Source organism: Achromobacter sp. (assembly GCF_036567245.1).
In the GTDB taxonomy this organism is placed as follows: domain Bacteria; phylum Pseudomonadota; class Gammaproteobacteria; order Burkholderiales; family Burkholderiaceae_B; genus Achromobacter.
The window spans coordinates 1-25,713 of sequence record NZ_DATCUY010000666.1 but is presented as its reverse complement, the minus strand read 5'-3'; the positions used below and the strand labels follow the sequence as shown (position 1 = coordinate 25,713).

Here is a 25,713-nt window from a genome sequence, read left to right as displayed (position 1 = left end):
GGCCGCTGCAAGGCCAGCGCGGCAGGCAAGGCCGCGCCCAGCTTGAGCAGGCTGCGGCGCCGGGGCGAGAGAGGGCTGCGATGAGGATCGTTCATGAATGTCTCCGTCCTGGTTATGGGGTCTTCGGGTGTCGGGCGGGCTGGCCGTATGTGTCTACAGCGCGATGCCGCGCCCGATCAGCCTGGCGACGTCCGGCTCGCTGTAGCCGGCCTCGCGCAGGATCTGATCGGTGTGTTCGCCCGGCAGCGGAGCCTGGCGGTGGATGGCGAACTGGAAGCCCGACATCTTCACCGGGCTGGCGACGTGGGTATGGCGGCCATAGGCCGGATGGTCGGCCCGCAGCGGCATGCCGCGGGCGACGAACTGTGGATGCTCCAGGCTTTCCGCCAGCTTGAGCACGGGCGACACGCAACAGTCGGCGCCTTCCAGCAGCTCCAGCCAATGCGCCAGAGGCCGCGTGCCGAACAGCTGCTGCAGCTCGCTGCGCACGCGCGCCTGCTGCGCGGCGTCGCCGTTGCGGTGCAGCGGTGCGAGGTCCGGGCGCTCCAGCCGCCGGCACAGCGTTTCCCAGAATTTCGGCTCCAGCGCGGCGACCGCCAGATAGCGTCCATCCGCGGCGCGGTACTGGCCATAGCAGGCCAGTCCGCCGGACAAGGTATCGGCGCCCGCCGGGCGCGTGTCGCCGCGGGCGTTGAGCGTGGCCAGCGGCACGACGGTGGCGGCCAGCAGGCCGTCGGCGATGGCGATATCGATATACCGCCCGCGCCCGCTGCGCTGGGCGTCGTACAGCGCGGCCAGTATGCCCATTACCGCGGTGAGCGAGCCCCCAAGAATGTCGGCCACCGGCAGGTTGGACAGCGCCGGCAGATCCGGCCCGCAGCCCATCTGGTCGGCAACGCCGGCGCAGGCGGCATAGTTCAGGTCATGGCCGGCGGCGTCGCGCTGCGGGCCGTCCTGTCCGTAGCCGGTGATGCTGCAATAGACCAGCCGGGGATTGTGCCGCGCCAGGGTGGGATAGTCGGCCTGCAGCCGCGCGGCCACGCCGGGCCGGAAACTCTCGATCACCACGTCCGCGCTACGCGCCAGTGCGGCCAGCGCCGCCTGCCCTTCGGGATGCTTGAGATCCAGCCGCAGCCCGCGCTTGTTGCGGTTGCAGATGGCGCGCAGAGGCGGGGGCGCATAGTCGCCCGCCTGCGTGTCTTCGATCTTGATCACGTCTGCGCCGAGGTCGGCCAGGTACTGCGCGCCCAGCGGGCCGGGCAGGAGCCGCGACAGGTCCAGGATCCTGACGCCTGCGAGCGGAGCGGTGTTCGGCGTATCCAAAGAGGGACTCCCGTAAATACGAAGTGGCATGCCCGCCACGGGCTCGGCCCAGTCTAGGCGCGGCTTTGCGGCCAACCAATGGCGGATTCGCTAATTCCGCTTGGCGGGAATGCTCACGTCAGCCATTCCTGCGCGCGCAGGCTTTGGCTACCATCGATCCATCGGCGTACGCCAGCCGCAGGATTCGCTCATGACCCATCACACCATCGCCGTGGGGCATATCGCCCAGATCCTGCAAGGCGCGCGCAGCCGGGGCGTGGACGTGGACCGGGCGCTGATGCGCGCCGGCGTGCCCCCGTCCCTGCTGCAGGCGCCGTTGGCGCGGGTATCGCAGGCGCAGCTCGCGCAGATAATGCGGGTGTTGCGCCGCGTCACCCGGGACGACTTCCTGGGCATGGGCCAGCATCCCGTTCCCATGGGGGCGTTCGATTCTGCGTGCCGGCTTGCGCTGCAGGAAGATACCGTGGGGCAGGCGTTGCGCGTGGCGTTCCGTTACTACCACGGCGTGCTGCGGGATTTCACCGCCCGCTTGTGCGTCAGCGGCGAGCGCGCGCGTATCGTGCTCGATTCCCGCAGCCCCAGCAGCTGTACGCGCTGGTATGGCGAGCGCACCTTTCTGTTCTTCACGCTGGGCGTCGCCAACTGGCTGGCAGCGCGGCGCATTCCCATCCTGGGCGTGGACTACAGCAGCGGCGCCCGCAGCGTCGATGCGCACAAGCTGTTCTACGCGCCGGTGCGCTACGGCCAGCCCGTGACGGGCCTATGGCTGGAGTCGCGTTGGCTGGCCCTGCCTGTCGTACAGAACGGGCAGACGCTCAAGCCCTTCCTGGCCAATGCGCCGTTTGACCTGCTGGTGAAATACCAGGACCGCACTACCCTGACCGACCGCATCCGGCGCCTGTTGCGCAACGATCTATCCAAGGAATTGCCGTCATTGGCCCAGGTCAGCGCGCAGCTCGCGATGACGCCGCAGACGCTGCGGCGGCATCTGCGCGAGGAAGGCCAGGGCTTTCAAGCTTTGAAGGACGATCTGCGGCGCGATGCCGCCGTCGAGTACCTGGGCCGGCACGATCTTTCCCTGATGGAGATCGCCGAGCGCCTGGGATTTTCCGAGCCCAGCACCTTCCACCGCGCCTTCAAGAAATGGACCGGCGTATCGCCGGGCGAATACCGCCGCAACCGCCTGGTCTGCGGTCCCGCGGACCAGCCGCGGGCCGCTGACACTTTTCGCCTATCGGTTTGACGCCTGCGGCCATTGCCGTGATCCGGCCCCACGCGAGAAGCTAGGGGCATCGCGACGAATGCGCGCCGTTCCGGACAAGGAACCGCCCAAGCCTACGCGCGCCGCAGGAGAAGCATCATGTATCTGACACAAGGCCTGCATCGCGCAGGCCAGCTGCACCCCGCAAAGATCGCGCTGCGCGAAGACGCCAGGCACTGGACCTACGCCGCGTTGATCGATTGGACCGCCCGCAAGGCTGCCGTGCTGCGCGGCCATGGGGTGCTGCCGGGCGAACGCGTGGCGTTTTGGGGCGTCAACGGCGCGGATTACGTGTCATGGATCCTGGCGTGCTGGTGGCTGGGCGCGGCGGTGGTGCCGCTGAACACGCGCTGGAGCGGCGTGGAGCTTGCGCAAGCGCTGGCTGATTGCAGCCCGCGCTTGTTGCTGGTGGACGAGACGATGGCGCCACGCATGGCCACCATCGACATCCCTGCCGGCACGGTCCCGCTGTCCGCCGAAGTGCTGGAAGCCCACGCCACGGCGGCGGTGGCGCAGGTGGACGTCCGCGCGGGCGGCGACACGCTGGCGGCGATTCTCTTTACTGGCGGCACGACCGGCGCGCCCAAGGGCGCCATGCTCACGCACGCAAACCTGTGGAGCGCCGCGGTGGCCAGGATGGCCACCGTCCCGACGTCGCCCGACAGCCGCACCCTGCTGGTCGCGCCGCTCTTTCATGTGGCCGGATTGGGGCGGCTGATTGGACAATTTATCGCGGGCGCTTCGGTGGTGATGCAGCGCGGCTTCCATCCCCGCGCGGTGCTGCAGGCTCTGCAGGATGATGGCGTGACCGAGGTGTTGCTGGTACCCAGCATGATTCAGATGCTGCTGGATGAACCCGGGTTCGCGCAGTACCGGCTGGGCCGCGTGCAGCGCGTGATCTGGGGCGCCTCGCCGATTTCCCGAGCCTTGCTCGACCGCGCGCTGGCGGCCTTTCCCCAAGCCGAGTTCGTGCACGCCTACGGCATGACGGAAACCGCCGCCACCGTGGCCATCAATGCCGAGGTGCGCCAGGGCGGCGCGCGCGCCGAATCGGCGGGGCGGCCTGCCCTGGGCGTGGAAACGCGCATTCTTGCGTCCGACGGCAGCGAGGTAGCGCCTGGCGTCGTCGGCGAACTGGCGGTGCGCGGACCCATGGTGATGACGGGCTACTGGAACCGGCCCGAGGAGACTCGCCGCGCATTCGACCGCGGCTGGCTGCTGACGGGCGACGCGGCCCGCCAGGACAAAGACGGCTATCTGTACATCGTGGACCGGCTCAAGGACATGATCGTCAGCGGCGGCGAGAACATCTACGGCGCCGAAGTGGAGGGTGTGCTGGCCCGGCATCCGCTGGTGGCGCGTTGCGCGGTCATCGGGGTGGCGCACGCGCGTTGGGGCGAGGCGGTGCACGCGGTGATCGTGCCGCGTCCCGGCATGGCGGTGGACACGGACTCCCTGGACCGCCATTGCCGCCAGCAGCTGGCCGCCTACAAGTGTCCCAAGACCTATGAGTTCCTTGGCGAGCTGCCCATGTCGGCCGCGGGCAAGGTGCTGAAGTCCGCGCTCAGGCAGAACCATGAATCCAGGTGCGCGGCCGTCGCCGCGCCCGCTCATCAGGAGAATCAGGCATGAATCGGAAAGTATGGGTGGCAGGAGTGGGCATGATCCCGTTCAGCAAGCCCGGCGCCAGCGAGGCGTATACGGTGATGGGCGCGCGCGCCGTGCGCGAGGCATTGCGGGATGCCGGGCTGCAATACGACGCGGTCCAGCAGGCCTACGCGGGTTACGTCTACGGCGATTCGACCGCCGGCCAGGCGGTGGTCTACGGCGTGGGGCTGAGCGGCATTCCGGTATTCAACGTCAACAACAATTGCGCCAGCGGTTCCTCGGCCCTGTTCCTGGCGCGCCAGGCCGTGGAAAGCGGCGCGGTGGAGTGCGCGCTGGCGGTGGGCTTCGAGCAGATGGTGCCCGGCGCGTTGAAGGGCGTGTACGAAGACCGTCCTTCGCCGTTGCAGGATTTCGTCTCGGCCATGAGCGAAATGCAAGGTTATGACACGGCCAAGCCGCGCGCAGCCCAGTTCTTCGGCGGCGCGGGCCGCGACTATATGAAGGAGCACGGCATCGGCGCCGACACCTTCGCGCGCATCGCGGTCAAGGCGCGCCAGCATGCCGCGCGCAATCCCTACGCGGTGTTCCGCCAGACGGTGACGCTGGACGAGGTGCTGGCCGCGCCCATGATCTTCGATCCCCTGACGCGCCTGCAATGCTGCCCGCCCACCTGCGGCGCCGCGGCCGCCATCCTGTGCTCGGACGACTTCGCCCGCCGCCATGGCCTCGCGCCCATCGTCAGCATCGCCGCGCAAGCCATGACGACGGATACGCCGTCCACCTTCGGCGCTGGCGACATGCGCAAGGTCGTGGGTTTTGACATGACGCGGGCCGCGGCCGACCAGGTTTATGAAGCCGCCGGCATCGGCCCCGGCGATGTGGACGTGGTGGAGCTGCACGATTGCTTCACCGCCAACGAGTTGATCACCTACGAGGGCCTGCGCCTGACGCCGGAGGGCTCTGCCGAGAAGTTCATCCTGGAGGGCGACAACACCTATGGCGGCAAGGTGGTGACCAATCCGTCCGGCGGTTTGCTGTCCAAGGGCCATCCGCTGGGCGCTACCGGCCTGGCCCAATGCACCGAGCTGGTATGGCAACTGCGCGGCCAGGCGGATCTGCGTCAGGTCGAGGGCGCCAGGCTGGCGTTGCAGCACAACCTGGGACTGGGCGGCGCCTGCGTGGTGACGCTGTACCAGGCGGCTTGAGGAGAACGCCATGTTGGATACCAGCCATATCGGCGCCGCCTTGCCTGCGTTCAACGCGACAGTGGAAGCGGGCCGCCTGCGTTTTTTCGCCAAGGCCACCGGGCAGGGCGACCCGGTCTACACCGACGAGGCCACCGCGCGCGCGGCCGGGCACCCGGGACTGCCGGTGCCGCCGACCTTCTTCTTCTGCCTGGAGATGGACAGCCCGCGTCCTTCCGCAATGCGTGAACTGTTGGGCATCGACATAGCCCGGGTGCTGCACGGCGAACAGGCTTTCGTCTACCACGCCATGGCGCATGCGGGCGATGAACTGCGCTTCGAACCGCGCATCGCCGACATCTACGCCAAGAAGGGCGGCGCGCTGGAGTTCGTCGTGCGCGAAACCCGGGTGACCGACGCCGCCGGGCGCCCGGTGGCCGAACTGCGCGCGACCACGGTCGTGCGCAATGCATGAGGAGAGCGCGATGAGCACGGCGATGAATCGTGAATCCAAGGCCGGCGATGAACTACCCGGCTTTACCGCCGGGCCGGTCAGCCGGCTGGGGTTGGCGCTGTACTGCGGCGCCTCGGGCGACCACAACCCGATACACGTGGACCTGGATTTCGCCCGCGCAGCCGGCATGGACGACGTCTTTGCCCACGGCATGCTGTCGGCCGCCTATCTGGCCCGCCTGCTGACGAACTGGGCGCCGCAATCGGCGCTGCGCGAGTACGCCTTGCGGTTCGTGGCGATCACGCATGTGGGCGACGAGGTCCGCTGTACGGGCCGCGTGGTCGAACGCTTTGAAGCGCAGGGAGAAACCCGCTTGCGGGTGGAACTGCATGCGCGCAGCCAGACCGGAGAACTGCGCCTGAGCGGCGTGGCGGTACTGGCGGTCCAGTAAACCAAGAGAAGGAGAGTGCGATGGGTACATTGGAAGGCAAGGTAGCCCTGGTATCGGGCGCGGGACGCGGCATCGGTCAGGAGATCGCGCTGAAGCTGGCGCGCGAAGGCGCGAGCGTGGTGGTGAACGATCTGGATGCGGGGCCGGCGGAGGAAACCGTCGCGCTGATCCGCAAGCTGGGAGGCCACGCGCAGGCCTGCGCCGGCAGCGTGATCGAAGCGGGCTTCGCCGAGCGTTTCGTCGGCACGGCCGTGAACACCTACGGCGGCCTGGACATCATCGTCAACAACGCCGGCTACACCTGGGACAACGTGATCCAGAAGATGACGGACGAGCAATGGGACGCGATCCTGGCCGTGCACCTGTCCGCGCCGTTCCGCATCCTGCGCGCCGCGTCCGGCTTCATCCGCGTTGCCGCCAAGACCGAAGCGGAGCAGGGCAAGGAGGTATTCCGCAAGGTCGTCAACATCTCGTCCACGTCAGGTGTGATGGGCAATGCGGGCCAGGCGAACTATTCCGCCGCCAAGGCTGGCATCAACGGCTTGACGCGCGCGCTGGCCAAGGAATGGGGCCGCTACAAGGTCAACGTCAATAGCGTCGCCTTCGGACTGATCAAGACGCGTCTGACGGAATCGTCCGCAGATGGCGACGCCACGCTGGACATCGAGGGCCGGAAGATCAAGGTAGGCGTCAATCCGCAGGTGCTGAAAAATGCCGAAAGCCTGATTCCCATCGGCCGGGCCGGCACGCCGGCGGAAGCCGCGGGGGCGGTGTACCTGTTCTGCCTGCCTGAATCCAACTACGTCAGCGGCCAGGTACTGGTCGTGGGCGGCGGCCGTCCTTGAGGGCAGGAGGGAACACCATGGATACGCCACGGCAAGGCTGGATGGACGCGGACCTGACACTGTTCCAGGATTCGACGCGGCGCCTCTTCGAAAGGGAGTTCGCGCCCGACGAAGAGCGCTGGCGCAAGCAGCAGCACGCGGACCGCGAGGTCTGGAACAAGGCGGGCCGCCTGGGCCTTTTGTGCGTGAGCATGCCCGAAGTGTATGGCGGCGGCGGGGGCAGCTTCGCCCACGAGGCCATCGTGGGGGCGGAGCAGGCGCGCGCCATGGTCCATGGTTTCAGCAACAACGTGCATAGCGCCATCCTGGCGCACTACATCCTGAACTATGGCACCGAGGCGCAGAAGCAACGCTGGCTGCCGCGCATGGCCACGGGCGAACTGGTGGGCGCCATCGCCATGAGCGAACCGGGCGCGGGGTCCGATCTGAAGAGCGTGCGCACCACCGCCACCAAAGAGGGCGGCGAGTACGTGCTCAACGGATCCAAGACCTTCATCACCAACGGCCTGCACGCGGACCTGGTTTGCGTGGTGGCCAAGACCGATGCGCAGGCGGGGGCCCGGGGCGTTTCGCTGATCATGGTGGAAACCCAGGGCCTGGCGGGCTTCAGGCGCGGGCGGCTGCTGGAGAAACTGGGCCAGAAGAGCCTGGACACGGCGGAGTTGTTCTTCGACGGCGCGCGCGTGGCCGAAGACTGCCTCCTGGGCGGCGTGGAGGGCCGCGGCTTTGCGCAGCTCATGCAGCAGCTGCCGCGCGAACGGCTGCTGATCGCGGTGGGCGCGGTGGCCACCATGCGGCGCGCCATCGAGGAAACCCTGGCCTACACCAGCACGCGCCAAGTCTTCGGCCAGGCGCTCATCGAGTTGCAGAACACGCGCTTCAAGCTGGCCGAGTGCGAGACGGTCGCCACCATCGCGGCGCGCTTCGTCGACGATTGCATCGAGCGCCAGCTGGCGGGCACGCTGGACCTGTCCACGGCGGCCATGGCCAAGTGGTGGACCACGCAGATGAACTGCCAGGTGATCGACGAATGCCTGCAGTTGCACGGCGGCTACGGCTACATGCTGGAGTATCCGATAGCCAGGATGTACGCGGATGCGCGGGTCGGCAAGATCTACGGCGGTTCCAACGAGATCATGAAGGAAATCATCGCGCGCGCCATGACCGCCTGAGGCGCATGGCAGACAGCCAGAACAAGGATGAGGAGACAAGATGCAGCAAGCGCACTATCGGTATTGGCCCAAGGGGCTGCCGAAGGAAATCACTCCGCCGCAGTCCAGCCTGTACTTCAATCTGGAGGCGTCCGCCACGCGCTATCCGGACAAGCCCGCCATCGTGTTTTACGACACGGCGCTCGACTACGCGCGCCTCAAGCGCGAGATCGACGCCATGGCCGGCTACCTGCAGCACGGCGCGGGGGTAAAGGCGGGCGACCGTGTCCTGTTGCTGAGCCAGAACTGTCCGCAGTTCGTCATTGCGTACTACGCGATCCTGCGCGCCGATGCGGTGGTGGTGCCGGTCAACGCCATGAGCACGCCGGATGAGTTGGCGCATTACCTGGAGGACAGCGGCGCCCGCGTGGCCTTCGCCGCGCAGGAGCTGTGCGCGCGGCTGAACGGCTTTGTCGAGGACAAGCGCCTGGAGCGCGTCATCGTCCACACCTATTCGGACTATCTGGGCGGCCCGGCTCCCGATGCGCCGGACTGGGTCGCCGCGCCCAGGCGCTCCCCCGACGTGCGCGGCGGGGTGCCCTGGTATGGCGCGCTGGCGGTCAACGCGCAGCCCTTGCCGCACCGGGCGGGGGCCAAGGACCTCTGCCTGCTGCCGTACACGTCGGGCACCACCGGGCGGCCCAAGGGCTGTCGCCATACCCATGGCACCGTGGGCGCGTCCCTGGCCGGTTCGCAGCTGTGGCGCGGCCTGACGTCCGAGGCGGTCATCATGGGCGTGGCGCCGATGTTCCACCTGCTGGGCATGCAGAGCTGCATGAACACGCCCATCCTGCTGGGCGCCACGGTGGTGGTGCTGCCGCGCTGGGACCGCCAGGTGGCAGCCAGGCTGATGGCGCGCCATCGCGTCAGCGTCTGGGCCGCGCCGCCTGCGATGATCGTGGACTTTTTCGCGCAGCCGGGCATCGAAGAACTGGACCTGTCCGGCCTGGCTCAGCTATGCGGCGGTGGGGCGCCCATGCCCGAAGCGGTCGCGGCCATGCTGGCCACGCGCTATGGCATTACCTACAACGAGGCCTACGGCCTGACCGAAACCGCCTCCTTCCTGCATTGCAATCCGCTGGACCGCAACAAGCGCCAATGCATAGGCGTGCCCACCTTCGGCGTGGACACGAGGGTCGTGGATCCGGCCACGCTGGCCGAGCTGCCTCAAGGCGAAACCGGCGAACTCGTGACGCGCGGCGCGCAGGTCATGCTGGGCTACTGGAACAACCCGCAGGCCGACGCCGATGCCTTTTTCGTGCTGGACGGTCAGCGCTACTTCCGCACCGGCGACCTCGGCCGGGTGGACGAAGACGGCTACTTTTACGTGACTGACCGCTTGAAGCGCATGATCAACGCATCCGGCTACAAGGTCTGGCCGGCGGAAGTGGAGAACACGCTGTATGAGCACCCGGCGGTGCACGAGGCTTGCGTGATCGGCGTGCCCGACGCCTGCCGCGGCGAAACGGTGAAGGCCCTGCTGGTATTGCGTGACGAGGCGCGCGGCAGCGTGCGCGAAGAAGACGTGATCGCCTGGGCCCGGACCCGCATGGCGGCCTACAAGGCGCCGCGCATCGTGGAGTTCGTGGATGCCTTGCCCAAGTCCAGCACCGGCAAGATCCAGTGGCGGCAGTTGCAGGACGCGGGCAAGGCGGCGGCCTAGCGCAAGATCAGGGGCCGGCAGGCGGCTCCTGATCCTTCCCCGCCAGTCCTTTGAGCAGGCGGCTGAACTCGACGGGAAAGGGGAAGACGATGGTCGAGCTGTTTTGCGCGCCGATCATGGCCAGCGTGCTCAGATAGCGCAGTTGCATGGCTTCGGGTTGTTCCGAGAGCGTGCGCGCCGCGTTCAGCAGCATCTGCGCGGCCTGTTCTTCGCCTTCGGCGTGGATGATCTTGGCGCGCCGCTCGCGCTCCGCCTCGGCTTGCCGGGCGATGACGCGGATCATGCCTTCGTTCAGGTCGATGTGCTTGATTTCCACATTCGCCACCTTGATGCCCCAGGCGTCGGTCTGCGCGTCCAGAATGCTCTGCACCGCATTGTTCACCTTGTCGCGCTCCGAGAGCAGTTCGTCCAGATCATGCTTGCCCAGCACGGAGCGCAGCGTGGTCTGCGCCAGTTCGCTCGTCGCCTGCCGGAAGTTCTCCACCTGGATCACGGAGCGTTCCGGATCGATCACGCGGAAGTAGATGACGGCGTTCACCTTGACCGACACGTTGTCGCGCGAGATCGCGTCCTGGCTGGGCACGTCGAACACGGTCATGCGCTGGTCCACGCGCACCATTTGTTGCACCACGGGTATCAGCAGGATCAGCCCCGGACCCTTGACCCCGGTATAGCGGCCCAGCGTAAAGATCACGCCCCGCTCGTATTCGCGCAGGATGCGGACCGACAGGGCGAACAGCGCGATGGCCAATGCCAGGATGGGGGCGTAGAAGGCGAGGTTCATCAACATGGCTGACTCCGCTTGAATAGGGTATCCGCGTGGCCCGGAGGGAGGGCGTCATCGCGTGGACGGCGGCGGGCCGGTGTCTGGCTGCACATGCAGGGTCACGCCCCGGACGGCGGCGATCACCACGGTGTCGCCGGCCGCGAGCCCGGCCGGGCCGACCGCGTGCCAGCGTTCTCCCACCGCCGCCACGTAGCCTTGCTCGTCCGACCAGCTCAGCACCCTGATCCGCAGTCCGATCAGCGCCTCGGCGCCGCTGACGATAGGCGCACGGCGCGAGCGCAAGGCCAGCCGGCCGATGAGGATGGTCATTCCCAGGCTGGCCGCGGCGACTCCCGCCACCAGCGGCACGGACACGCCGAAGGCCGGCGTGTCCGTGTCGATGAGCAGAATGGCGCCGAGCACGAAAGAAACCGCGCCGCCCACGCCCAGGACACCCAGCGTAGGCGCGAATATCTCCGCCACCATGAGCGACGTGCCCAGCAGGACCAGGGCGACCCCGGCGTAGGTCAGCGGCAGCGCCGCCAGGGCGTACAGGCCGATCAGCAAGCAGATGGCGCCGAAGATGCCCGGAAACAGGGCGCCAGGACTCATGAACTCGAAGATCAATCCGTACACGCCCGCCATCAACAGCAGCAGCGCCAGGTTGGGATTCGTAATCACGCTGAGCACCTGGGTGCGCCAGTCGGGCTCGCGCGCGAGCAGGCGCAAGTCGCGGGTGTGCAGGGTGGTCTCGGCACTGCCGACGCGGACGCGGCGCCCGTCGGCCTTGGCCAGCAAGTCGGGCACGTCGTCCGCGATCAGATCAATCACGTTCTGCGCGCGCGCTTCGCCGGCAGTGAGGCTGGCCGCGGCGCGCACGGCCTGTTCAGCCCAGTCGGCATTGCGGCCGCGCAGCGCGGCGAGCGACCGGATGTAGGCCACGGCGTCATTGATGGCCTTGGCTTCGCCCGCATCCTTAGGCGCGGCCGGCGCGCTCCCGTCCGCAGGCGGCTTCTTGCCTGCCTGGTCGGCCGGTCCCGTGGGGCTGTCGGCCGGCCGGGGCGGGCTGCCGCCCAGTGCGATGGGCGTGGCTGCGCCCAGATTCGTGGCGGGGGCCATGGCCGCGACATGGCTGGCGTAAAGTATGTAGGTGCCTGCGCTGGCGGCGCGCGCGCCATTGGGTGTCACATAGGAAATCACGGGAACCGGCGAGGCGAGAATTGCGCGGATGATGTCGCGCATGGAGGCGTCGAGTCCGCCCGGCGTGTCGATGCGCAGCACGACCGCCGCCGCATGTTGCTCTCGCGCCGCCTCCAGGCCGCGGATGATGTAGTCTGCCGTGGCGGGGCCGACGATACCGTCCAGGGACAGCACGACGGCGGTTTGCGGGCCGTCGGCGGGCTGCGCGGCCGCGCCGCCCGCGCAGATTGCCGCTGCCGCCAACAGCGCCGCCACGCGGCGCAGCTTGCGCAGCATTGAACAGATTCCGGACATCAGGCTCAGGATCGGTGCGGCCATGAGCTGGTTCCCTTCGACGCGCAGCGTCGGGCGGCAGGGCGGCGCTGCTGCTAGGTCCAGATTACTACTTTCTGCAGCGTATTCAGAGCGTTGTAGACAATGGAACCGCCCGCCTGGCTACCTCAGGGTGATCCCCGTCTGTTGCACAACCCGGGCCCAATACCGACTGTCGTCTTCCATCCGCGCGGCGAGATCCCCTGACGTGCCGCCTTCGGCGATCAGCCCCAATTGCGCATAGCGTTCGCGCACCTGGCTCGACGCAAGCACCGTTGCAACATCTTTCGTGATTTGATTGACCACGGGCTGTGGCGTGCCGGGAGGCGCGTAGAGGCCGACCCAGGTGTCCCGATCCAGGCCGGCGATGCCCAGCTGGGCGAAGCTGGGCACGCCGGGCAGCAGCGCGGAACCCCCGGGCGTGGTGACGGCCAGCACGCGGGTCTTGCCGGTCTGGGCCGCCTTGGTGGCGCCGGATGCGCTGAGGAAGGCGCTGCCGACGTGTCCCCCTATCAGGCCGCTGAGATTGGGACCTTCTCCCGCAAAGGGAATGTGGGTGATGTCGATGCCTTTTTCGCGTTTGAGGAGTTCGCCGAAGAAGTGGGTGCTGGTGCCCTCGCCGCTGGAGCCGAAGCTCACCGCGCCTGGTTTTTCGCGCGCCAGCGCGACATACTGCGCCAGGCTTTCGGCCGGCACCGCCTGCCGGTTGACCAGCAGCGCGACCGGCGTGGTGAAGAGGGTGGAGACGGGCATCAGGGCCGCCGCCGCTGGCGTTGTGCCTTCCTGGCTGTGGGTCAGCTGTTCGTTCAGCGTGGAGTTGGTGGCCGCGACCAAGGTGTAGCTGGGCGGACTTTTGGCGGCCAAGGCCAGGCCGATGCGGCCGGACGCGCCGGGGCGATTCTCGATGATCACGGCCTGGCTCCACAGCGAGCTCAAACGCTCGGCCAGGATGCGGGCGGCGCCGTCGACCGCGCCGCCCGCCGGATAAGGCACGATCAGCCGCACCGGCTGGTCGGGGTAGGGGGCGGCGGTGGCTGCGGCGGCGGGCCGGGCGCTGGACGTCGCCAGCGCGGCGATCAGAAGCGCGGTCAGGCGGATGGCTTTTTGCATTCCTTGTCTCCCTTGTGCATGTTGAGCGCTCAGATCACGCCTGCCGCGCGCAGCCGGGCAATGCTGTCTGGCGACAGCCCCAGCAGATCGGTGTAGACAGCCTCGTTGTCCTGCCCCAGCTCCGCGCCGGCGTGTGTGGGCTCCGTCGGGTCGCGGGTGAAGCGCGGCACGACGCCGGGCATCTGCAGCATGCCGAAGTCGCGGTCGGGGACGTCGACGATGGAACGGCGCGCCACCACGTGAGGATCCTTGACCACCTGGTCGATGCCATAGATCGGCGCCAGCGTGCCGTTCGCCCCTTCGAACGCGGCCAGGACCTGCTCGAGGTCGTGGCCGGCGCACCAGTCGATGAAGACGCGGTTCAATTCCTGCTCATGCCGCACCCGGCTGGCGTTGTCGGCGAAGCGCGGATCTTGCGCCAGGTCCGGGCGGCCGATGGCGCGGCAATTGTTGGCGAACATGGAATCGATCGAACCTGCCATGGATACCCAGTGGTTGTCGCGCGTCCGGTAGACCGCGGAAGGGGCGGAGTAGGGGCTGCGGTTGCCGTTACGGGCGGGCACGGTGCCGAGTTGCTGGTAGACCCCGGGCATGAAGTCCAGCAACCGGGTGATGCACTCCGTCAGCGCAAGGTCGATCTCCTCGCCAGGTCGGTCGGGGTCGCGCGCCCGCGGCCATAGCGCCGTCAGGATGCCGATGGCGCCGAACAGTCCGCCTATGGAATCGCCCAGCGGCATGCCCGCGTGCATGGGCTCGTCATCGGCATGCCCCGTGATGGTGGTCAGCCCGCCCATGGCCTCGAAAATCCGCGCGAAGCCCGGCCGCTCCGAGTAGGGGCCGGACTGGCCGAAACCCGTGACGCGCAGGATCACCAGGTTCGGCTTCAACGACCACAGCACTTCCTTGGTCAGGCCCCAGCGGTCCAGCGTGCCTGGCCGGAAGTTCTCGACCAGTACGTCGAACTGCGGCAGCAGCTGCTTGAAGATGTCGGCGCCCTCGGCGGTGCGCAAGTCCAGCGTGGCGAAGCGTTTGCCGCGCTGGGCGGTCTTCCACCAGATGCTCCTGCCGTCCTTGAACGGCGGAAAGGCGCGCATGCCGTCGCCCTTGCGCGGCAATTCCAGCTTGAGCACGTCGGCGCCGTAGTCGGCGAGCAACGTGGCGGCGAAGGGGCCGGCAAGGACGGTGGCGATGTCCAGTACCTTGAGCCCGGCCAGGGGGCCTGTCTTGGCGTCGCTGGGCATCATCATCGCGGCGCCAGTTGACGGGCGATGATCTCCTTCATCACCTCGTTGGCGCCGCCATAGATCTTCTGGCCGCGCGAGTCCATGTACATGCGCGCTATCGGGTATTCGCGCATGAATCCATATCCGCCGAAGAGCTGCAGGCAGCGATCGACTGTCTCGCACTCCTTCTGCGTGCCCCACCATTTCGCCATCGCGGCGGTGGCGGCGTCCAGGCGTCCCTGTTGTTGCCAGGCAATGCATTGGTCGACGAAGACCCGCGCCAGCGCGGCCTCGGTCTTCATCTCGGCGAACTCGAAGCGGGTGTTCTGCAGCTTGAACAGCGGCTGGCCGAAAGCCTGGCGCTGGTGCACGTGTTCCAGCGTGAGGCGCAAGGCCCGTTCGATGCTGCCGACGGCGCGTATGCCGATCAGCAGCCGCTCATAGGGCAGCTGCGCCATCATCTGGGAGAAGCCCTGACCTTCTGCTGCGCCCAGCAGGTTGGAGGCGGGCACTCTGGCCTCGTCGAAGAAAAGCTCCACGGTGTCCTGCGCCTTGAGCCCGATCTTGTCCAGCGGCTCGCCGCGGCGAAACCCCGCCAGGCCGCGGGTTTCCACCATCAGCAGCGACACGCCCTTGGCGCCGAGGCTGGCGTCGGTCTTCACCGCCAGCATCACCAGGTCGGCATGGTGGCCGTTGGTGTTGAAAGTCTTGGATCCGGTGATCACATAGCTGTCGCCGTCGCGCCGCGCGCGGGTCTTGATGCCTTGCAGGTCGGACCCGGCGCCGGGCTCGGTCATGCCGATGGACGCGACGATATCGCCGCTGGCCATGCCGGGCAGCCAGCGCCGCTTCTGCTCCTCGCTGCCGTAGTGATGCAGATAGTGGGCGACGATGTAGTGCGGACCAAAGCCCGGGCCGAAGCCGCATTCCGCGCTGATTTCGACCAGCGCCGCCAGATGGGCGTAGTCGCCGTCGCCGCCGCCGTATTCCGACGGCAGATCCGCCAGCAGAAAGCCCATGGCGCCGAGCTGGTTCCAGACCTCGCGGTCGATGCAGCCTTGCGCTTCCCAGGCCGGCACGCGCGGCAGCAGTTCGGCGTTCCAGTAGCGGCGGGCGGTGTGCTGGAATTGTTCGATCTCGGGCGTGCGCCACGGTGATTGGTAGTCGTCCATCAACATGTTGTGTCTCCTTGTCGTCCGTTGCGGCGTCGTTCAGGCGCCGTACTTGCCCAGTACAGAGACGCTGCACACGTTCTGCCAGGGAAAGCCGCCCAGGTTGTGGATCACGCCGATCGCGGGATCGTCGGCGCGCTGGCGGGCGCCAGCGCGGCCCAGCATCTGCAGGTACATCTCATAGGCCATGCGCAGTCCGGTCGCGCCGATGGGATGGCCGAAGCACTTGAGGCCGCCGTCGATCTGGCAGGGGATGGTGCCGTCGGCGTCGTAGAAGCCGTCCAGCACGTCACGGGCGCCGCGGCCTTCGGCCGAGATGTGCATGTCCTCCATGGTGACCAGTTCGGTGATGGAGAAGCAGTCGTGCACCTCCAGCAGGTCGATCTGTGCGCGCGGCCGTCCTATCCCGGCCTCCTCATAGGCACGGGCCGATGCCACCCGCGTGGTCTGGAAGTAGCTGCCGTCCCAGCTGTCGTGGCCGGCTTCGCTGCCGCTGGACACGGCGAGCTGGAGCGCCTTGATCGCCACCAGGTCGCGCTTGCCCAGGCCGCGCGCGATGTCCGGCGTGGTCAGGATGGCGCAGGCGGCCCCGTCGGAAACGCCGCAGCAGTCGTACAGGCCCAGCGGCTCGGCGATCATCGGCGCGTTGATCGCGTCTTCCATGTTGATCGGGTTGCGCAGATGGGCCTTGGGATTGCGGCCGGCGTTGGCGTGGCTCTTCACGGAGATGTGGGCGATGGCCCGCTTCAGGTCCTGCGCATCGATGCCGTGCTTGGCGCGGTAGGCGCTGGCAAGCTGCGCGAACGAGCCGGGCGCGCTGATGTTCGGCCACACGATGTCGTTGAGGGGACCGCGCGGACGTTGGGGCAGGCCGCCATAGCCGGTGTCCTTGAGCTTCTCCACGCCGAAGGCCAGCGCGAAGTCGCAGGCGCCGGACGCCACCGCATAGGCGGCGCCGCGCAGCGCCTCCGATCCGGACGCGCAGAAGTTCTCGACCCGCGAGACGGGGATGTTGGGCAGCCTCAGGGCGACGCCCAGCGGCACGCCGCCGCTGCCCAGGTGCTGGGTTTCGATGCCGGTGCCCAGCCAGGCCGCCTGGATCTGCTCCTTGCCGATTCCGGCGTCCCGCAGGCATTCGTCGAAGGCTTCGACCGCCAGGTTCTCCGCGCTGCGGTCCCAGCGCTCGCCGAAGTGCGAGCAGCCCATCCCCAGGATCACCACCTTGTCACGAATGCCTGTTGCCATGCCTGTTCTCCTCAGCGTCGGCGACCATCGCCTTCCAGAAATAGCGGGTGTAGCCGCGCGCGGCGTCGTACGCCTTGATGCGAAAGCTCATGCGCAGCGCCAGGCCCACCGCCAATTCGTCCTCGTCGATGTCGGTGTAGTCCATCATCAGGCGGCCTCCGCCTTCGAACTGCACCATGCCGTAGCAGGCCGGCGGATTGGGGGTATAGGCCAGCCGGTCCGCGGTGTAGCTCATGATCCGGGCCGGCGTGTCGGCAAACGGCAAGTCCTCCTGAGTGCCGATGGCGCCGCAGGCGGGGTTGACGCATACGTCGGTGCGCGGCCACTGGGCCGTGCCGCAAGCGCCGCAGCGTCCGCCGAGGAAGCCGTGCACCGCCTTGCGGTTGCGGTATTCGACCGAGAGCGGGGTGAGCTTGTCGTTGTCGGCGCGCATGCCGCGCTCCAGCGGAAGCTGGTCGTTGAACACCAGGAACTTCATGTAGTTGTCCTCGGTCTTGCCGCGCGCCAGCCAGCCTTGCGCGCCCAGGCGGCGGGGCAGGTCAGCCAGGGCCGAGGTGGTGCGCAACACCAGCACGTCGACCCCCTGGCCGAAGGCGACCAGCACCAGCACCTGGCCGGGTTCCGCCGCGCCCAGCGCATGCGACAGCATCAGCAACGGATGGGCGCAGCCGGCGTTGCCCACCGTGGCCGCCAGCGTGTCGTGCACGCGTTCGGGCGCGATGCCGGCCAGCTTGGCGATTCGCTGCGCGGCGCCCTTTTGCGGCAGCGCTACGCACAGCGCGTCGACCTGGCCAGGTTCCAGGCCGGCCTGGCGCAGCGCCGCCGAGATGGCCTGCGGAATCTGCGCGCCGTGGCCTTCCTCGCGTATCCAGCGCTCTTCCCAATAGGTATCGGTGGCCGCGCCGGCGCCACGATAGTGGTCGGCCATGTCGATGGTGCGGCTCTCCAGCGCCAGGGGTTCGGCGATAGTGGCGCCGTCGCCCACTAGCACCGCGCCGGCGGCATCGCCGTACAGGAGTTCCTGCGCGCTGGCCACCTTGGCCTTGCGGCGATCGCTCGCCACGACCAGCGCGTTGCGTCCGGCGCCGCCGCGCAGCGCCTGCATCAAGGCAGAGGTGCCGCCGCGCTGCGAGGACGCGACGTCGATGGCGCCGACGTCCTCGGTCAGATTCAAGGCCTGCGCGACGATGCTGGCGTTCAGCCGGCTGGCATAGGGCAGCGAGGTCGAGGCCAGAACCAGGTCGCCGACCGCGGCTGCTTCGACCCCGCTCAGGCAGTCGCGCGCAGCTTCCACCGCCATGGTGACGGCGTCCTCATCGAAGCCGCACATGGCGCGTTGGCCGGCGCGATGCGCCGCCAGCGACGCGTCGTACCAGGAATGGCTGCGCACGATCGCCTCGCGCTGCAGGCGAAGACGCGGGATGTAGGCGCCGAAGGAAAGTATGCCCCTCATGCGCGGGCTCCTTGCGGCGGGTCGATGATGGCCAGTCCATTGTTCAGCACCACCTTCTGGCGCTCCAGCGCCGTGGCGCGGAAGCGCACCTCTCCACTGGCGCCCCAGGCCTCGACGCGGATGGTCTCGCCGGGATAGACCGGCGCGCTGAAACGCACGTCGATGCGCTTCAGTCTGGCCGGCTCGTAATCGCACAGCATGCGCAGCAACCCATGGCAGGCGATGCCGTAAGAGCAGAGGCCGTGCAGGATGGGCCGGTCGAAGCCGCCCGCGCGGGCGACTTCGGGATCTGCGTGCAGGGGATTGAAGTCGCCCGACAAGCGGTAGAGCAAGGCCTGGGACGTCAGCGTGGGCAGGTCGCAGACGTGCTCGGGCGTGCTTTCAGGCAGCTTGGCTGCCGCCGGCGACGGACCGCTGGCGCCGCCGAAGCCGCCATTGCCGCGCGCCATCACCGCCTGTTCCACGGTGGCCAGCAGGGCGCCGTCGCGCGTCTCCAGCGTGCGCTCCACGAAGAACAGCGCGCCCACGTCCGGCCCCTTGTCGAGGATGTCCTTGATCCGGGTGCGGCCGATGACGGTGCCGGCCGGCGCCAGCGGACGATGCAGCTGCACCGACTGGCTGGCGTGCAGCACGCGGCGCCAGTCTATGCCGGTATCCGGTTCCTTCATCCAGAAGCCGGGGTATCCCAACACCGCGGCCTGGGTTGGCACGGCCAATTGTCGGTCTTCATAAACGAAAGGCAATTCGCGCGCATCCAGCGGGTCGCGGCCCAGGCCCAATCCCAGCGCGTACAGGATCGAGTCCTTGGCGGTGTAGGTCTGCTCCACCGGTTCGAAGTGGCGCTGCATCAGCTTGTCGGGGTCGATTCTCATGGCGGGCCTCATACCGGAGTCCAGGCGAAAGCCTCGCGCGCGCTTTCCAGCGGCACCAGGCTGGGCTGCATCGCGGGAATCGCATGTTCGGCGATGGCCTCGACGGTCCAGCCTTCCGAGCGATGCACGCTGCGCACCGGCCGCGGCTGGCTGAACAGCATGATCTCGTTCTTGCGCACGCCGAAAATCTGGCCGCTCACGCCGGCGGCCAGGTCCGACAGCAGGTACACGACCATGGGCGCGATCTTGTCGGCGGTCATCTGCTTGAAGCGTTCCAGCCGCCGCTTCTGCTCTTCGGTTTCATCGGGCAGGGTGCCGATGAGACGGCTCCAGGCCCAGGGCGACACGCAGTTCGAACGTACGTTGCAACGCTCCATTTCCAGCGCGATGGAACGCGAGATGCCGACGATACCCAGCTTCGCCGCCGAGTAATTGGCCTGCCCGATATTGCCTACCAGGCCGGCCGCCGAAGTCATGTGCACGTAAGCGCCGGACTGCTGTTCGCGGAACATCGCCGCGGCGGCGCGGCTGACGTTGTAGGCGCCTTGCAGATGCACGTCGATGACCTGCTGCCAGTCCATGCTGCTCATCTTGTGGAACATCCGGTCGCGCAGGATGCCGGCGTTGTTGACCACGCCGTCCAGCCGTCCGAAGTTGTCGACAGCGGCCTGCACCATGCGCGCCGCCGCTTCCGGGTCGGACACGCTGTCGCCGTTGGCGACGGCGCGGCCGCCTGCCTGGCGGATTTCCGCGACCACTTCGGACGCCGGATCCAGCGTTCCCGCGCCTTCGCCGTTCGGACTGCCGCCCAGATCGTTGACCACGACCGCCGCGCCTTCGCGCGCCGCCAGCAAGGCGATCTCGCGGCCTACGCCGCGGCCGGCACCGGTCACGAGCACAACTTTCCCTTCAAGAACTCCAGCCATTTCGTCTCCTCGGCAGGTTGATGCATACACCCGGTATCGGGATGCGCCAACTGTAGGCATGGCCGGCAAGCCGGGTAAGCACGCGCAGCGGATGGCAGGTATGCAGGATCGGCAACGCTGAGGCGGATCCCTCGCGATCCGGTCCGTGTTGCGCGGCAGCAAGAACGTTCCCGGACCTGCTTCGGGTTGGTCCCGATCCCTCATGGCTGAGCGCGAGGGCGCGCTCGCCATGGCGCGGCGCAGCACCCGCGGTCCGGCGCCGCATCATGCCGAGCGGCCGCGATACGCCCTGATATGATCAAAAAAAAGTGAACGCAGGCTGTCCCGTCCTGGCAGGAGACAGAAAGTGAAACTGGTGGTCCGCGCAGCCGATGAGCTGAAGATAGAGAACGTGTCCGCTTTCGTCGCGACGGCGGAGTCAGGCAGTTTTTCGCAGGCGGCGGTGCTGCGCGGATGCTCGCAGTCCATGCTGAGCCGGCGCGTACTGGAGCTGGAAGAGATGCTGGGCGGGCGCCTGTTCAACCGCACCGGCCGCGGCGTGTTGCTGACCGAGCTGGGCGTGACGCTGCTGCCCGTGGCGCGCGGGCTGCTGGATGGCGCCACCGGCTTCCTGGAACTGGCATCCTCCACCAACGAACAGCCCTCGGGCACCGTCGAGATCGCGCTGCCGCGCTGGGCCGCGGAAGGCCCCGTGTCGATGCTGGTGAACCGCATCTCGTCGCAGTTTCCCCGGATCCACCTGGTCATACACGAAAGCTACAGCCGCGACGTGATGGACAGGCTGGCGGCGGGCAAACTCGATATCGGCGTTTTCAACAGCTATCAAGCCGAGCCGCCGGCCCAGGCGCAACGCCTGTTCTCGTCCGACCTGGTGCTGCTGGGCCGGCGCGACTCGCCGCTGCTGCGCGATCCCACGGTGCCGTTGGCCGCATTGAACGGCCTGTCCATCGTGATGCCGCCTTCGCCCAATCCGGTCGAGGCCGTGGTGCGCGAACGCACCCGCGACATGCAACTGGAGTTGCGCGCTGAACTGGAGATAAACTCCGGCGCGATGATCCGCGAGGTCGTGCGCCGCTGCGGCCGTCATGCCATCACCCAGGTGCATCGCATCGAGGACTACCTGGACGAGGGCGACCTGGCGATTTCCCGCATCGTTGAACCGGAGCTCACGCTACACACCTTCTGCGCCACCGGCGCCAAGCACCGCATCAACCGCGCCAGCCTCGCGGTCGAGCGCTGCCTGGTTGCGGTGCTGGCAGAGCACTTCGTCCGATTGCAGCAGGCCGCGCAGATGCGTGAAGCGCGCTGGGCCAAGGCATGGCAGACGGCTGTCCAGACCGCGCATAGCTGATCGTCGGTTCCCGCATGGCACGCCGGAGTTCTTGTCGCTATCGTGACAGGCCACAAGAACCCGAGGAGACAAAATCATGTCCGTTGCCAGAACCGCGTGGCGCGCTGCCGTGCTCGCCTGCGCCGCACTGTTTGTTTCGATGCCGGCCGCAGGGGCCGGAGCCGATGCCTATCCTTCGCGGCCGATACGTTTCATCGTGCCTATCGGTCCCGGCAGCAGCGGCGACACGATGACGCGCACGTTCGCCGAGCACCTGCGCAAGGTGGCGGGTCAGTCCACGCTGGTGGAGAACCGGCCTGGCGCCGAGCTCTCGCTAGGTACCCAAGTAGCGCTGAGCGCGCCCGCCGATGGCTATACCGTGGTGTTGATCAGTCCCAGCGCGACGGTGATCAACCCCTTGTTCGTGAAGGACTTGCCGTACCGGCCCGAGGATCTGCTGCCCGTGCTCAACGTGACCCGCCACGTGGCGGTGCTGGTCGCGTCCGCGAGCTCGCCCTACAAGAGTCTGGGCGACGTGGTGACTGCGGCCCGCCGCGACAAGGGCGGCGTCAGCCTGGCCACCTACGGCAACAGCTATCGCCTTGGCGCGCTCGATCTGGCCAGGCGGGCGGGCGTGGATTTCAACCAGGTGCCATACAAAGGCGCCGCGCAGGCAGTGGCGGATGTGGTGGGAGGATCGGTGGATCTGGCATTGATCGACATTGCCGGCGCGGCGCCTCTGGTCGCATCGGGAAAAATCCGGGCGCTGGCCGTGGCGGGGGATCAGCGTCATCCACTGTTGCCCGAGGTGGCGACGGTGCAGGAATCCGGCTATCCGGGCTACTCCCTGTACATTTTCATAGGCTTCGCCATTCACGCCAAAACGCCCCCTGCCGTGGCAGGCAAGCTTGAAGACATGATGCGGCAGGTCATGGACGATCCGGCGCTACGCGCGCAGCTTGCCCAGCAGAGCGGCGGAGAGGTGGTGGGGGCCGGGAGCAGGGAGTTTTCGCGGACGATACAGGCCGAGGCGGTGAGATATGGCGAGTTGGCGCGCCTGGTCGGCGGCGGCTCGCCATGATTGTTGCAGGCGTCGCGATGCTGCCCGGGGACCTGCTCCCGCCAATATTTTCGATGTATCGGCTGACCCAAATATAGTATTTCCGGCGCTTGCGGTTCTTACCTAGGATGTCCAGCAAGGCATTCTGGAATGGGAGCTGTCATGTTCGAAGGTGGTGCTTGCAGGATATCCGGGCCGCGCGGAACGCGCGTCCGGGCGGGGCGTTCGGGGAGCGCCGCATGAGCGGCCCGTTGGAAGGTGTGCGCATTCTTGATGTCACGACGGTGCTGATGGGGCCTTACGCCACGCAGATACTGGGAGACCTGGGCGCGGACGTGATCAAGGTTGAACCCCCGGCCGGCGACAACGTGCGCGGCATCGGCCCGGGGCGCCATCCAGGCATGGGCGGCATCTTTCTGCATGCCAACCGCAGCAAGCGCAGCGTGGTGCTGGACTTGAAGCAGCCTGCGGGCCGCGAAGCGCTGCTGAAGCTGGCGGCCACCTGCGACGTCCTGATCTACAACGTGCGGCCCCAGGCGATGGCGCGGCTGGGGCTGTCGTACCAGGAACTGGCGCAGGTCAACCCCGCCATCCTGTACGTGGGCGTGTATGGCTACGACCAGCGCGGCCCCTATGCGGCGCGCGCTGCGTACGACGACCTGATCCAGGGCGCGGTGGGCATTCCGGCGCTGTCGGTCCAGGCCGGCGGCGAAACGCCGCGCTACGCGCCCAGCGCCATCGCCGACCGTATCGTCGGCATCAGCGCGGCCAACGCCGTCAGCGCCGGCCTGTATCACCGGGCGCGAACAGGCCGGGGCCAGGCCATCGACGTGCCCATGTTCGAGACCATGGCGCAGCTGATCCTGGGCGACCACATGGCGGGCCAGTCCTTCGAGCCGCCCTTGGGGCCCGCAGGATATCCGCGGATCCTGAATGCGGACCGGCGCCCTTATGCGACCCTGAACGGACACATCTGCGTGCTGATCTATGCCGACAAGCAATGGGCAGCATTTTTTGAGCTGATCGGGCAGCCTGGCCGCGAGTCCGCCGATCCCAGGTTCCGCGACATAGGCACCCGCACTCAGCACATCCATGCGATCTACCGGCTGGTGTCGGATGAGATTGCCAAGCGCACCACCGAGGAATGGCTGGGAGCGTTCGAGGCGGCGGATATTCCGGCCATGCCCATGCACACCGTGGAATCGTTGCTGCGCGATCCGCAGCTGGAGGCAGTCGGATTCTTCAATACCGTCGAGCATCCCAGCGAGGGCAAGCTGCGCACCATGGCGGTGCCGTCGCGCTGGTCCGGCACGCCTCCAGCCCCCTCGCGGCCCGCGCCGCGGCTGGGCGAGCACAGCGTCGAAGTGCTGAAGGAGGCCGGCTACCCGGATGAAGCCATTGCCGCGCTGCTGCGGGATGGCGTGACCTTGAAGGCGGCCGATGACGCCGCACTGAGCGGAGCCGCCCATGACTGATTTCCTGAAACGCGAGCGCCATGGCGCCGTGCTGCTCGTGACCATGAACCGCGCGGCCACGCGCAACGCGCTGTCCGATCCCGACGCAATCGACGCGCTGGTGGATGTCTGCGCCGAGATCAACGCCGACATGTCGGTGCGCGCCGTGGTGCTTACCGGCGCGCACGGCGTGTTCTCTTCCGGGGGCAACCTCAAGACCCTGTCGGCGGCGGTCGGCGCCGGACTGGGGGAGCCGGTGCGCAGCCGTCAGGCCTACCGCGACGGCATCCAGCGCGTGCCGCTGGCCCTGTGCAATCTGGAAGTGCCGACGATCGCGGCGGTCAATGGACCGGCCATCGGCGCGGGCTGCGATCTGGCGTGCATGTGCGATATGCGCCTGGCTGCTGAAGAAGCGCGTTTCGCCGAGAGCTTCGTCAAGCTGGGCCTGACGCCGGGAGACGGCGGCGCCTGGCTGCTGCCGCGCGTGGTCGGCATGTCGCGCGCCTGCGAACTGGCGTTCACCGGCCGCAGCGTCGATGCCGCCGAGGCGCTCGATATGGGACTGGTCTCGCAGGTGCTCAGCCAGGAGGCGCTGCTTCCGGCCGCGATGGCTTTGGCGCAGGAGATTGCCCAGCATTCCGGACATGCGCTGCGCCTGACCAAGCGGCTGTTGCGGGAAGGCCAGCACACGCGGCTGGATACCTTGTTGGAACTGTCGGCGGGCTTCCAGGCGCTGGCGCATCACACGCAAGAGCACGCCAGCGCACTGGACGCGTACCTGGACAAGACGCGCGGCTGAGAGGCTTCGGCCCTGGCCACGGCAGCCTCGCCGGCGCGCAACCTATAAACGAGGCGATACAAGGAGGAGACCCATGCAGACAAGGAGAAGAACACTGGTGGCCGCTTTAGGCGCGCTGGCCGGCTTGCCCCTGGCGCGCGCCGCCATCGCGAACACGGCGGCGTGGCCGGCGCAGCCCTTGCGCTTGATCCTGCCCTACGCGGCGGGCGGTCCGACCGACGTGCTGGCGCGGGCCGTGGCGCAGCATGTGGCGCGCGAACTGGGCCAGCCGGTGATCGTCGAGAACAAGACCGGCGCCAGCGGCAACATCGCCGGTGAAACCGTGGCGCGCGCCCGGCCCGATGGCTACACGCTGCTGTACCACTCGTCCGGCCTGGCGATCAGCCCCGCGCTGTACCGGCAATTGCCCTATGACCCCTTGCGCGATTTCGCGCCGGTGGGGCTGACGGCCTCGATCCCGCTGGTGCTGATGACGACCAATGCCTTGCCGCCCAAGGACACCAAGGATTTCATTGCCTACCTCAAGGCGCGTCCCGATGCGCTCAGCTATGGAACCGGCGGCGTTGGCAACATCACGCACCTGAGCGTGGCGCTGTTTCTGCATGCCACCGGCACGCGCGCCGTGGGCATTCCGTTCAAGGGCACCAATCCGGCCATGGTGGCGATGCTGGGCGGCCAGGTGCAATTCATGGTGGACGCGATAAGCTCGGCGTTGCCCTACATCCGCGACGGCCGGGTCAGGGCGCTGGCCGTGACCGGCGCCGAGCGCTCGCCCGCGCTGCCGCAGGTGC

General features: G+C 67.8%; 23 protein-coding genes. 13 read left to right on the top strand and 10 right to left on the bottom strand.

What is annotated here, in order from left to right; genetic code table 11:
- Positions 1-153 precede the first annotated feature (153 nt).
- On the bottom strand, positions 154-1,323 hold the full coding sequence (locus tag VIR09_RS28435) for a CaiB/BaiF CoA-transferase family protein (RefSeq protein WP_332015910.1): 1,170 nt from the start codon (positions 1,321-1,323) through the stop codon (positions 154-156).
- 190 nt (positions 1,324-1,513) lie between these two features.
- On the opposite strand from VIR09_RS28435, the gene VIR09_RS28430 reads away from it, so the two are divergent.
- The 8 genes from VIR09_RS28430 to VIR09_RS28395 all read left to right on the top strand — a co-directional run bounded on the left by VIR09_RS28430 (position 1,514) and on the right by VIR09_RS28395 (position 10,000).
- Positions 1,514-2,566: an AraC family transcriptional regulator gene (locus tag VIR09_RS28430; protein ID WP_332015909.1), complete on the top strand. Its 1,053-nt coding sequence runs from the start codon at positions 1,514-1,516 to the stop codon at positions 2,564-2,566.
- Between the two features lie 117 nt (positions 2,567-2,683).
- Positions 2,684-4,216, top strand: coding sequence for a class I adenylate-forming enzyme family protein (locus VIR09_RS28425; protein WP_332015908.1), 1,533 nt, complete (start codon positions 2,684-2,686; stop codon positions 4,214-4,216).
- Positions 4,213-5,397 (top strand): lipid-transfer protein, encoded by a 1,185-nt coding sequence (locus VIR09_RS28420; RefSeq protein WP_332015907.1) that lies wholly within the window; start codon positions 4,213-4,215, stop codon positions 5,395-5,397. Before VIR09_RS28425 ends, VIR09_RS28420 begins: the two co-directional genes overlap by 4 nt.
- Before the next feature lie 10 nt (positions 5,398-5,407).
- Positions 5,408-5,851: a MaoC family dehydratase N-terminal domain-containing protein gene (locus tag VIR09_RS28415; protein WP_332015906.1), complete on the top strand. Its 444-nt coding sequence runs from the start codon at positions 5,408-5,410 to the stop codon at positions 5,849-5,851.
- A 10-nt stretch (positions 5,852-5,861) separates the two neighbouring features.
- Complete coding sequence (locus VIR09_RS28410; RefSeq protein WP_332015905.1) at positions 5,862-6,281, top strand: MaoC family dehydratase; 420 nt, start codon at positions 5,862-5,864, stop codon at positions 6,279-6,281.
- 20 nt (positions 6,282-6,301) lie between these two features.
- A complete protein-coding gene (locus VIR09_RS28405; protein ID WP_332015904.1) occupies positions 6,302-7,126 on the top strand; it encodes an SDR family NAD(P)-dependent oxidoreductase in 825 nt (274 codons plus the stop codon).
- A 17-nt stretch (positions 7,127-7,143) separates the two neighbouring features.
- Entirely contained in the window at positions 7,144-8,298 is a 1,155-nt protein-coding gene (locus tag VIR09_RS28400) for an acyl-CoA dehydrogenase family protein (RefSeq protein ID WP_332015903.1), read from the top strand.
- Positions 8,299-8,338: 40 nt separating this feature from the next.
- The gene (locus VIR09_RS28395) at positions 8,339-10,000 is read left to right on the top strand and encodes a long-chain fatty acid--CoA ligase (protein ID WP_332015902.1); all 1,662 of its coding nucleotides are present in this window, start codon (positions 8,339-8,341) and stop codon (positions 9,998-10,000) included.
- 7 nt (positions 10,001-10,007) lie between these two features.
- Here the strand turns inward: VIR09_RS28395 and VIR09_RS28390 are convergent, their stop codons facing one another.
- The 9 genes from VIR09_RS28390 to VIR09_RS28350 all read right to left on the bottom strand — a co-directional run bounded on the left by VIR09_RS28390 (position 10,008) and on the right by VIR09_RS28350 (position 20,279).
- The gene (locus VIR09_RS28390) at positions 10,008-10,790 is read right to left on the bottom strand and encodes a slipin family protein (protein ID WP_332015901.1); all 783 of its coding nucleotides are present in this window, start codon (positions 10,788-10,790) and stop codon (positions 10,008-10,010) included.
- A gap of 48 nt (positions 10,791-10,838) precedes the next feature.
- Complete coding sequence (locus tag VIR09_RS28385) at positions 10,839-12,284, bottom strand: nodulation protein NfeD (protein WP_332015900.1); 1,446 nt, start codon at positions 12,282-12,284, stop codon at positions 10,839-10,841.
- Positions 12,285-12,401: 117 nt separating this feature from the next.
- On the bottom strand, positions 12,402-13,388 hold the full coding sequence (locus VIR09_RS28380; protein WP_332015899.1) for a tripartite tricarboxylate transporter substrate binding protein: 987 nt from the start codon (positions 13,386-13,388) through the stop codon (positions 12,402-12,404).
- A 29-nt stretch (positions 13,389-13,417) separates the two neighbouring features.
- Positions 13,418-14,635, bottom strand: coding sequence for a CaiB/BaiF CoA-transferase family protein (locus VIR09_RS28375; RefSeq protein ID WP_332015898.1), 1,218 nt, complete (start codon positions 14,633-14,635; stop codon positions 13,418-13,420).
- A complete protein-coding gene (locus VIR09_RS28370; protein ID WP_332015897.1) occupies positions 14,632-15,789 on the bottom strand; it encodes an acyl-CoA dehydrogenase family protein in 1,158 nt (385 codons plus the stop codon). Before VIR09_RS28370 ends, VIR09_RS28375 begins: the two co-directional genes overlap by 4 nt.
- A 33-nt stretch (positions 15,790-15,822) precedes the next feature.
- Entirely contained in the window at positions 15,823-17,028 is a 1,206-nt protein-coding gene (locus tag VIR09_RS28365) for an acetyl-CoA acetyltransferase (RefSeq protein WP_332015896.1), read from the bottom strand.
- Positions 17,009-18,481 carry a 3-oxoacyl-[acyl-carrier-protein] synthase III C-terminal domain-containing protein gene (locus VIR09_RS28360; protein WP_332015895.1) on the bottom strand — a complete coding sequence of 491 codons (1,473 nt, stop codon included), beginning with the start codon at positions 18,479-18,481 and terminating at the stop codon, positions 17,009-17,011. The genes VIR09_RS28365 and VIR09_RS28360 overlap by 20 nt, the downstream gene beginning before the upstream one ends.
- Positions 18,478-19,353, bottom strand: a complete 876-nt coding sequence (locus tag VIR09_RS28355; RefSeq protein WP_332015894.1) for a MaoC family dehydratase — start codon at positions 19,351-19,353, stop codon at positions 18,478-18,480. The genes VIR09_RS28360 and VIR09_RS28355 overlap by 4 nt, the downstream gene beginning before the upstream one ends.
- Positions 19,354-19,361: 8 nt before the next feature.
- Positions 19,362-20,279, bottom strand: coding sequence for an SDR family NAD(P)-dependent oxidoreductase (locus VIR09_RS28350; RefSeq protein WP_332015893.1), 918 nt, complete (start codon positions 20,277-20,279; stop codon positions 19,362-19,364).
- Between the two features lie 346 nt (positions 20,280-20,625).
- On the opposite strand from VIR09_RS28350, the gene VIR09_RS28345 reads away from it, so the two are divergent.
- From VIR09_RS28345 to VIR09_RS28325, 5 genes are all read left to right on the top strand, one after another.
- On the top strand, positions 20,626-21,630 hold the full coding sequence (locus VIR09_RS28345; protein WP_332015892.1) for a LysR family transcriptional regulator: 1,005 nt from the start codon (positions 20,626-20,628) through the stop codon (positions 21,628-21,630).
- Between the two features lie 76 nt (positions 21,631-21,706).
- Positions 21,707-22,690, top strand: coding sequence for a tripartite tricarboxylate transporter substrate binding protein (locus VIR09_RS28340; protein WP_332015891.1), 984 nt, complete (start codon positions 21,707-21,709; stop codon positions 22,688-22,690).
- Positions 22,691-22,908: 218 nt separating this feature from the next.
- Positions 22,909-24,144 (top strand): CoA transferase, encoded by a 1,236-nt coding sequence (locus tag VIR09_RS28335; protein WP_332015890.1) that lies wholly within the window; start codon positions 22,909-22,911, stop codon positions 24,142-24,144.
- Entirely contained in the window at positions 24,137-24,922 is a 786-nt protein-coding gene (locus VIR09_RS28330; RefSeq protein ID WP_332015889.1) for a crotonase/enoyl-CoA hydratase family protein, read from the top strand. Before VIR09_RS28335 ends, VIR09_RS28330 begins: the two co-directional genes overlap by 8 nt.
- A 97-nt stretch (positions 24,923-25,019) precedes the next feature.
- A partial coding sequence (locus VIR09_RS28325; RefSeq protein WP_332015888.1) for a tripartite tricarboxylate transporter substrate-binding protein occupies positions 25,020-25,713 on the top strand: 694 nt, incomplete at its 3' end.

Excerpts from the sequence above, each read along its gene's own strand:
- VIR09_RS28370 (WP_332015897.1), bottom strand. The coding sequence starts at position 15,789 with ATGTTGATGGACGACTACCAATCACCGTGGCGCACGCCCGAGATCGAA.
- VIR09_RS28350 (WP_332015893.1), bottom strand. The coding sequence starts at position 20,279 with ATGGCTGGAGTTCTTGAAGGGAAAGTTGTGCTCGTGACCGGTGCCGGC.
- VIR09_RS28400 (WP_332015903.1), top strand. The coding sequence starts at position 7,144 with ATGGATACGCCACGGCAAGGCTGGATGGACGCGGACCTGACACTGTTC.
- VIR09_RS28365 (WP_332015896.1), bottom strand. The coding sequence starts at position 17,028 with ATGGCAACAGGCATTCGTGACAAGGTGGTGATCCTGGGGATGGGCTGC.
- VIR09_RS28425 (WP_332015908.1), top strand. The coding sequence starts at position 2,684 with ATGTATCTGACACAAGGCCTGCATCGCGCAGGCCAGCTGCACCCCGCA.
- VIR09_RS28360 (WP_332015895.1), bottom strand. The coding sequence starts at position 18,481 with ATGAGGGGCATACTTTCCTTCGGCGCCTACATCCCGCGTCTTCGCCTG.
- VIR09_RS28375 (WP_332015898.1), bottom strand. The coding sequence starts at position 14,635 with ATGATGATGCCCAGCGACGCCAAGACAGGCCCCCTGGCCGGGCTCAAG.
- VIR09_RS28405 (WP_332015904.1), top strand. The coding sequence starts at position 6,302 with ATGGGTACATTGGAAGGCAAGGTAGCCCTGGTATCGGGCGCGGGACGC.
- VIR09_RS28420 (WP_332015907.1), top strand. The coding sequence starts at position 4,213 with ATGAATCGGAAAGTATGGGTGGCAGGAGTGGGCATGATCCCGTTCAGC.
- VIR09_RS28380 (WP_332015899.1), bottom strand. The coding sequence starts at position 13,388 with ATGCAAAAAGCCATCCGCCTGACCGCGCTTCTGATCGCCGCGCTGGCG.
- VIR09_RS28395 (WP_332015902.1), top strand. The coding sequence starts at position 8,339 with ATGCAGCAAGCGCACTATCGGTATTGGCCCAAGGGGCTGCCGAAGGAA.
- VIR09_RS28415 (WP_332015906.1), top strand. The coding sequence starts at position 5,408 with ATGTTGGATACCAGCCATATCGGCGCCGCCTTGCCTGCGTTCAACGCG.
- VIR09_RS28330 (WP_332015889.1), top strand. The coding sequence starts at position 24,137 with ATGACTGATTTCCTGAAACGCGAGCGCCATGGCGCCGTGCTGCTCGTG.
- VIR09_RS28355 (WP_332015894.1), bottom strand. The coding sequence starts at position 19,353 with ATGAGAATCGACCCCGACAAGCTGATGCAGCGCCACTTCGAACCGGTG.
- VIR09_RS28335 (WP_332015890.1), top strand. The coding sequence starts at position 22,909 with ATGAGCGGCCCGTTGGAAGGTGTGCGCATTCTTGATGTCACGACGGTG.
- VIR09_RS28340 (WP_332015891.1), top strand. The coding sequence starts at position 21,707 with ATGTCCGTTGCCAGAACCGCGTGGCGCGCTGCCGTGCTCGCCTGCGCC.
- VIR09_RS28430 (WP_332015909.1), top strand. The coding sequence starts at position 1,514 with ATGACCCATCACACCATCGCCGTGGGGCATATCGCCCAGATCCTGCAA.
- VIR09_RS28390 (WP_332015901.1), bottom strand. The coding sequence starts at position 10,790 with ATGTTGATGAACCTCGCCTTCTACGCCCCCATCCTGGCATTGGCCATC.
- VIR09_RS28385 (WP_332015900.1), bottom strand. The coding sequence starts at position 12,284 with ATGGCCGCACCGATCCTGAGCCTGATGTCCGGAATCTGTTCAATGCTG.
- VIR09_RS28410 (WP_332015905.1), top strand. The coding sequence starts at position 5,862 with ATGAGCACGGCGATGAATCGTGAATCCAAGGCCGGCGATGAACTACCC.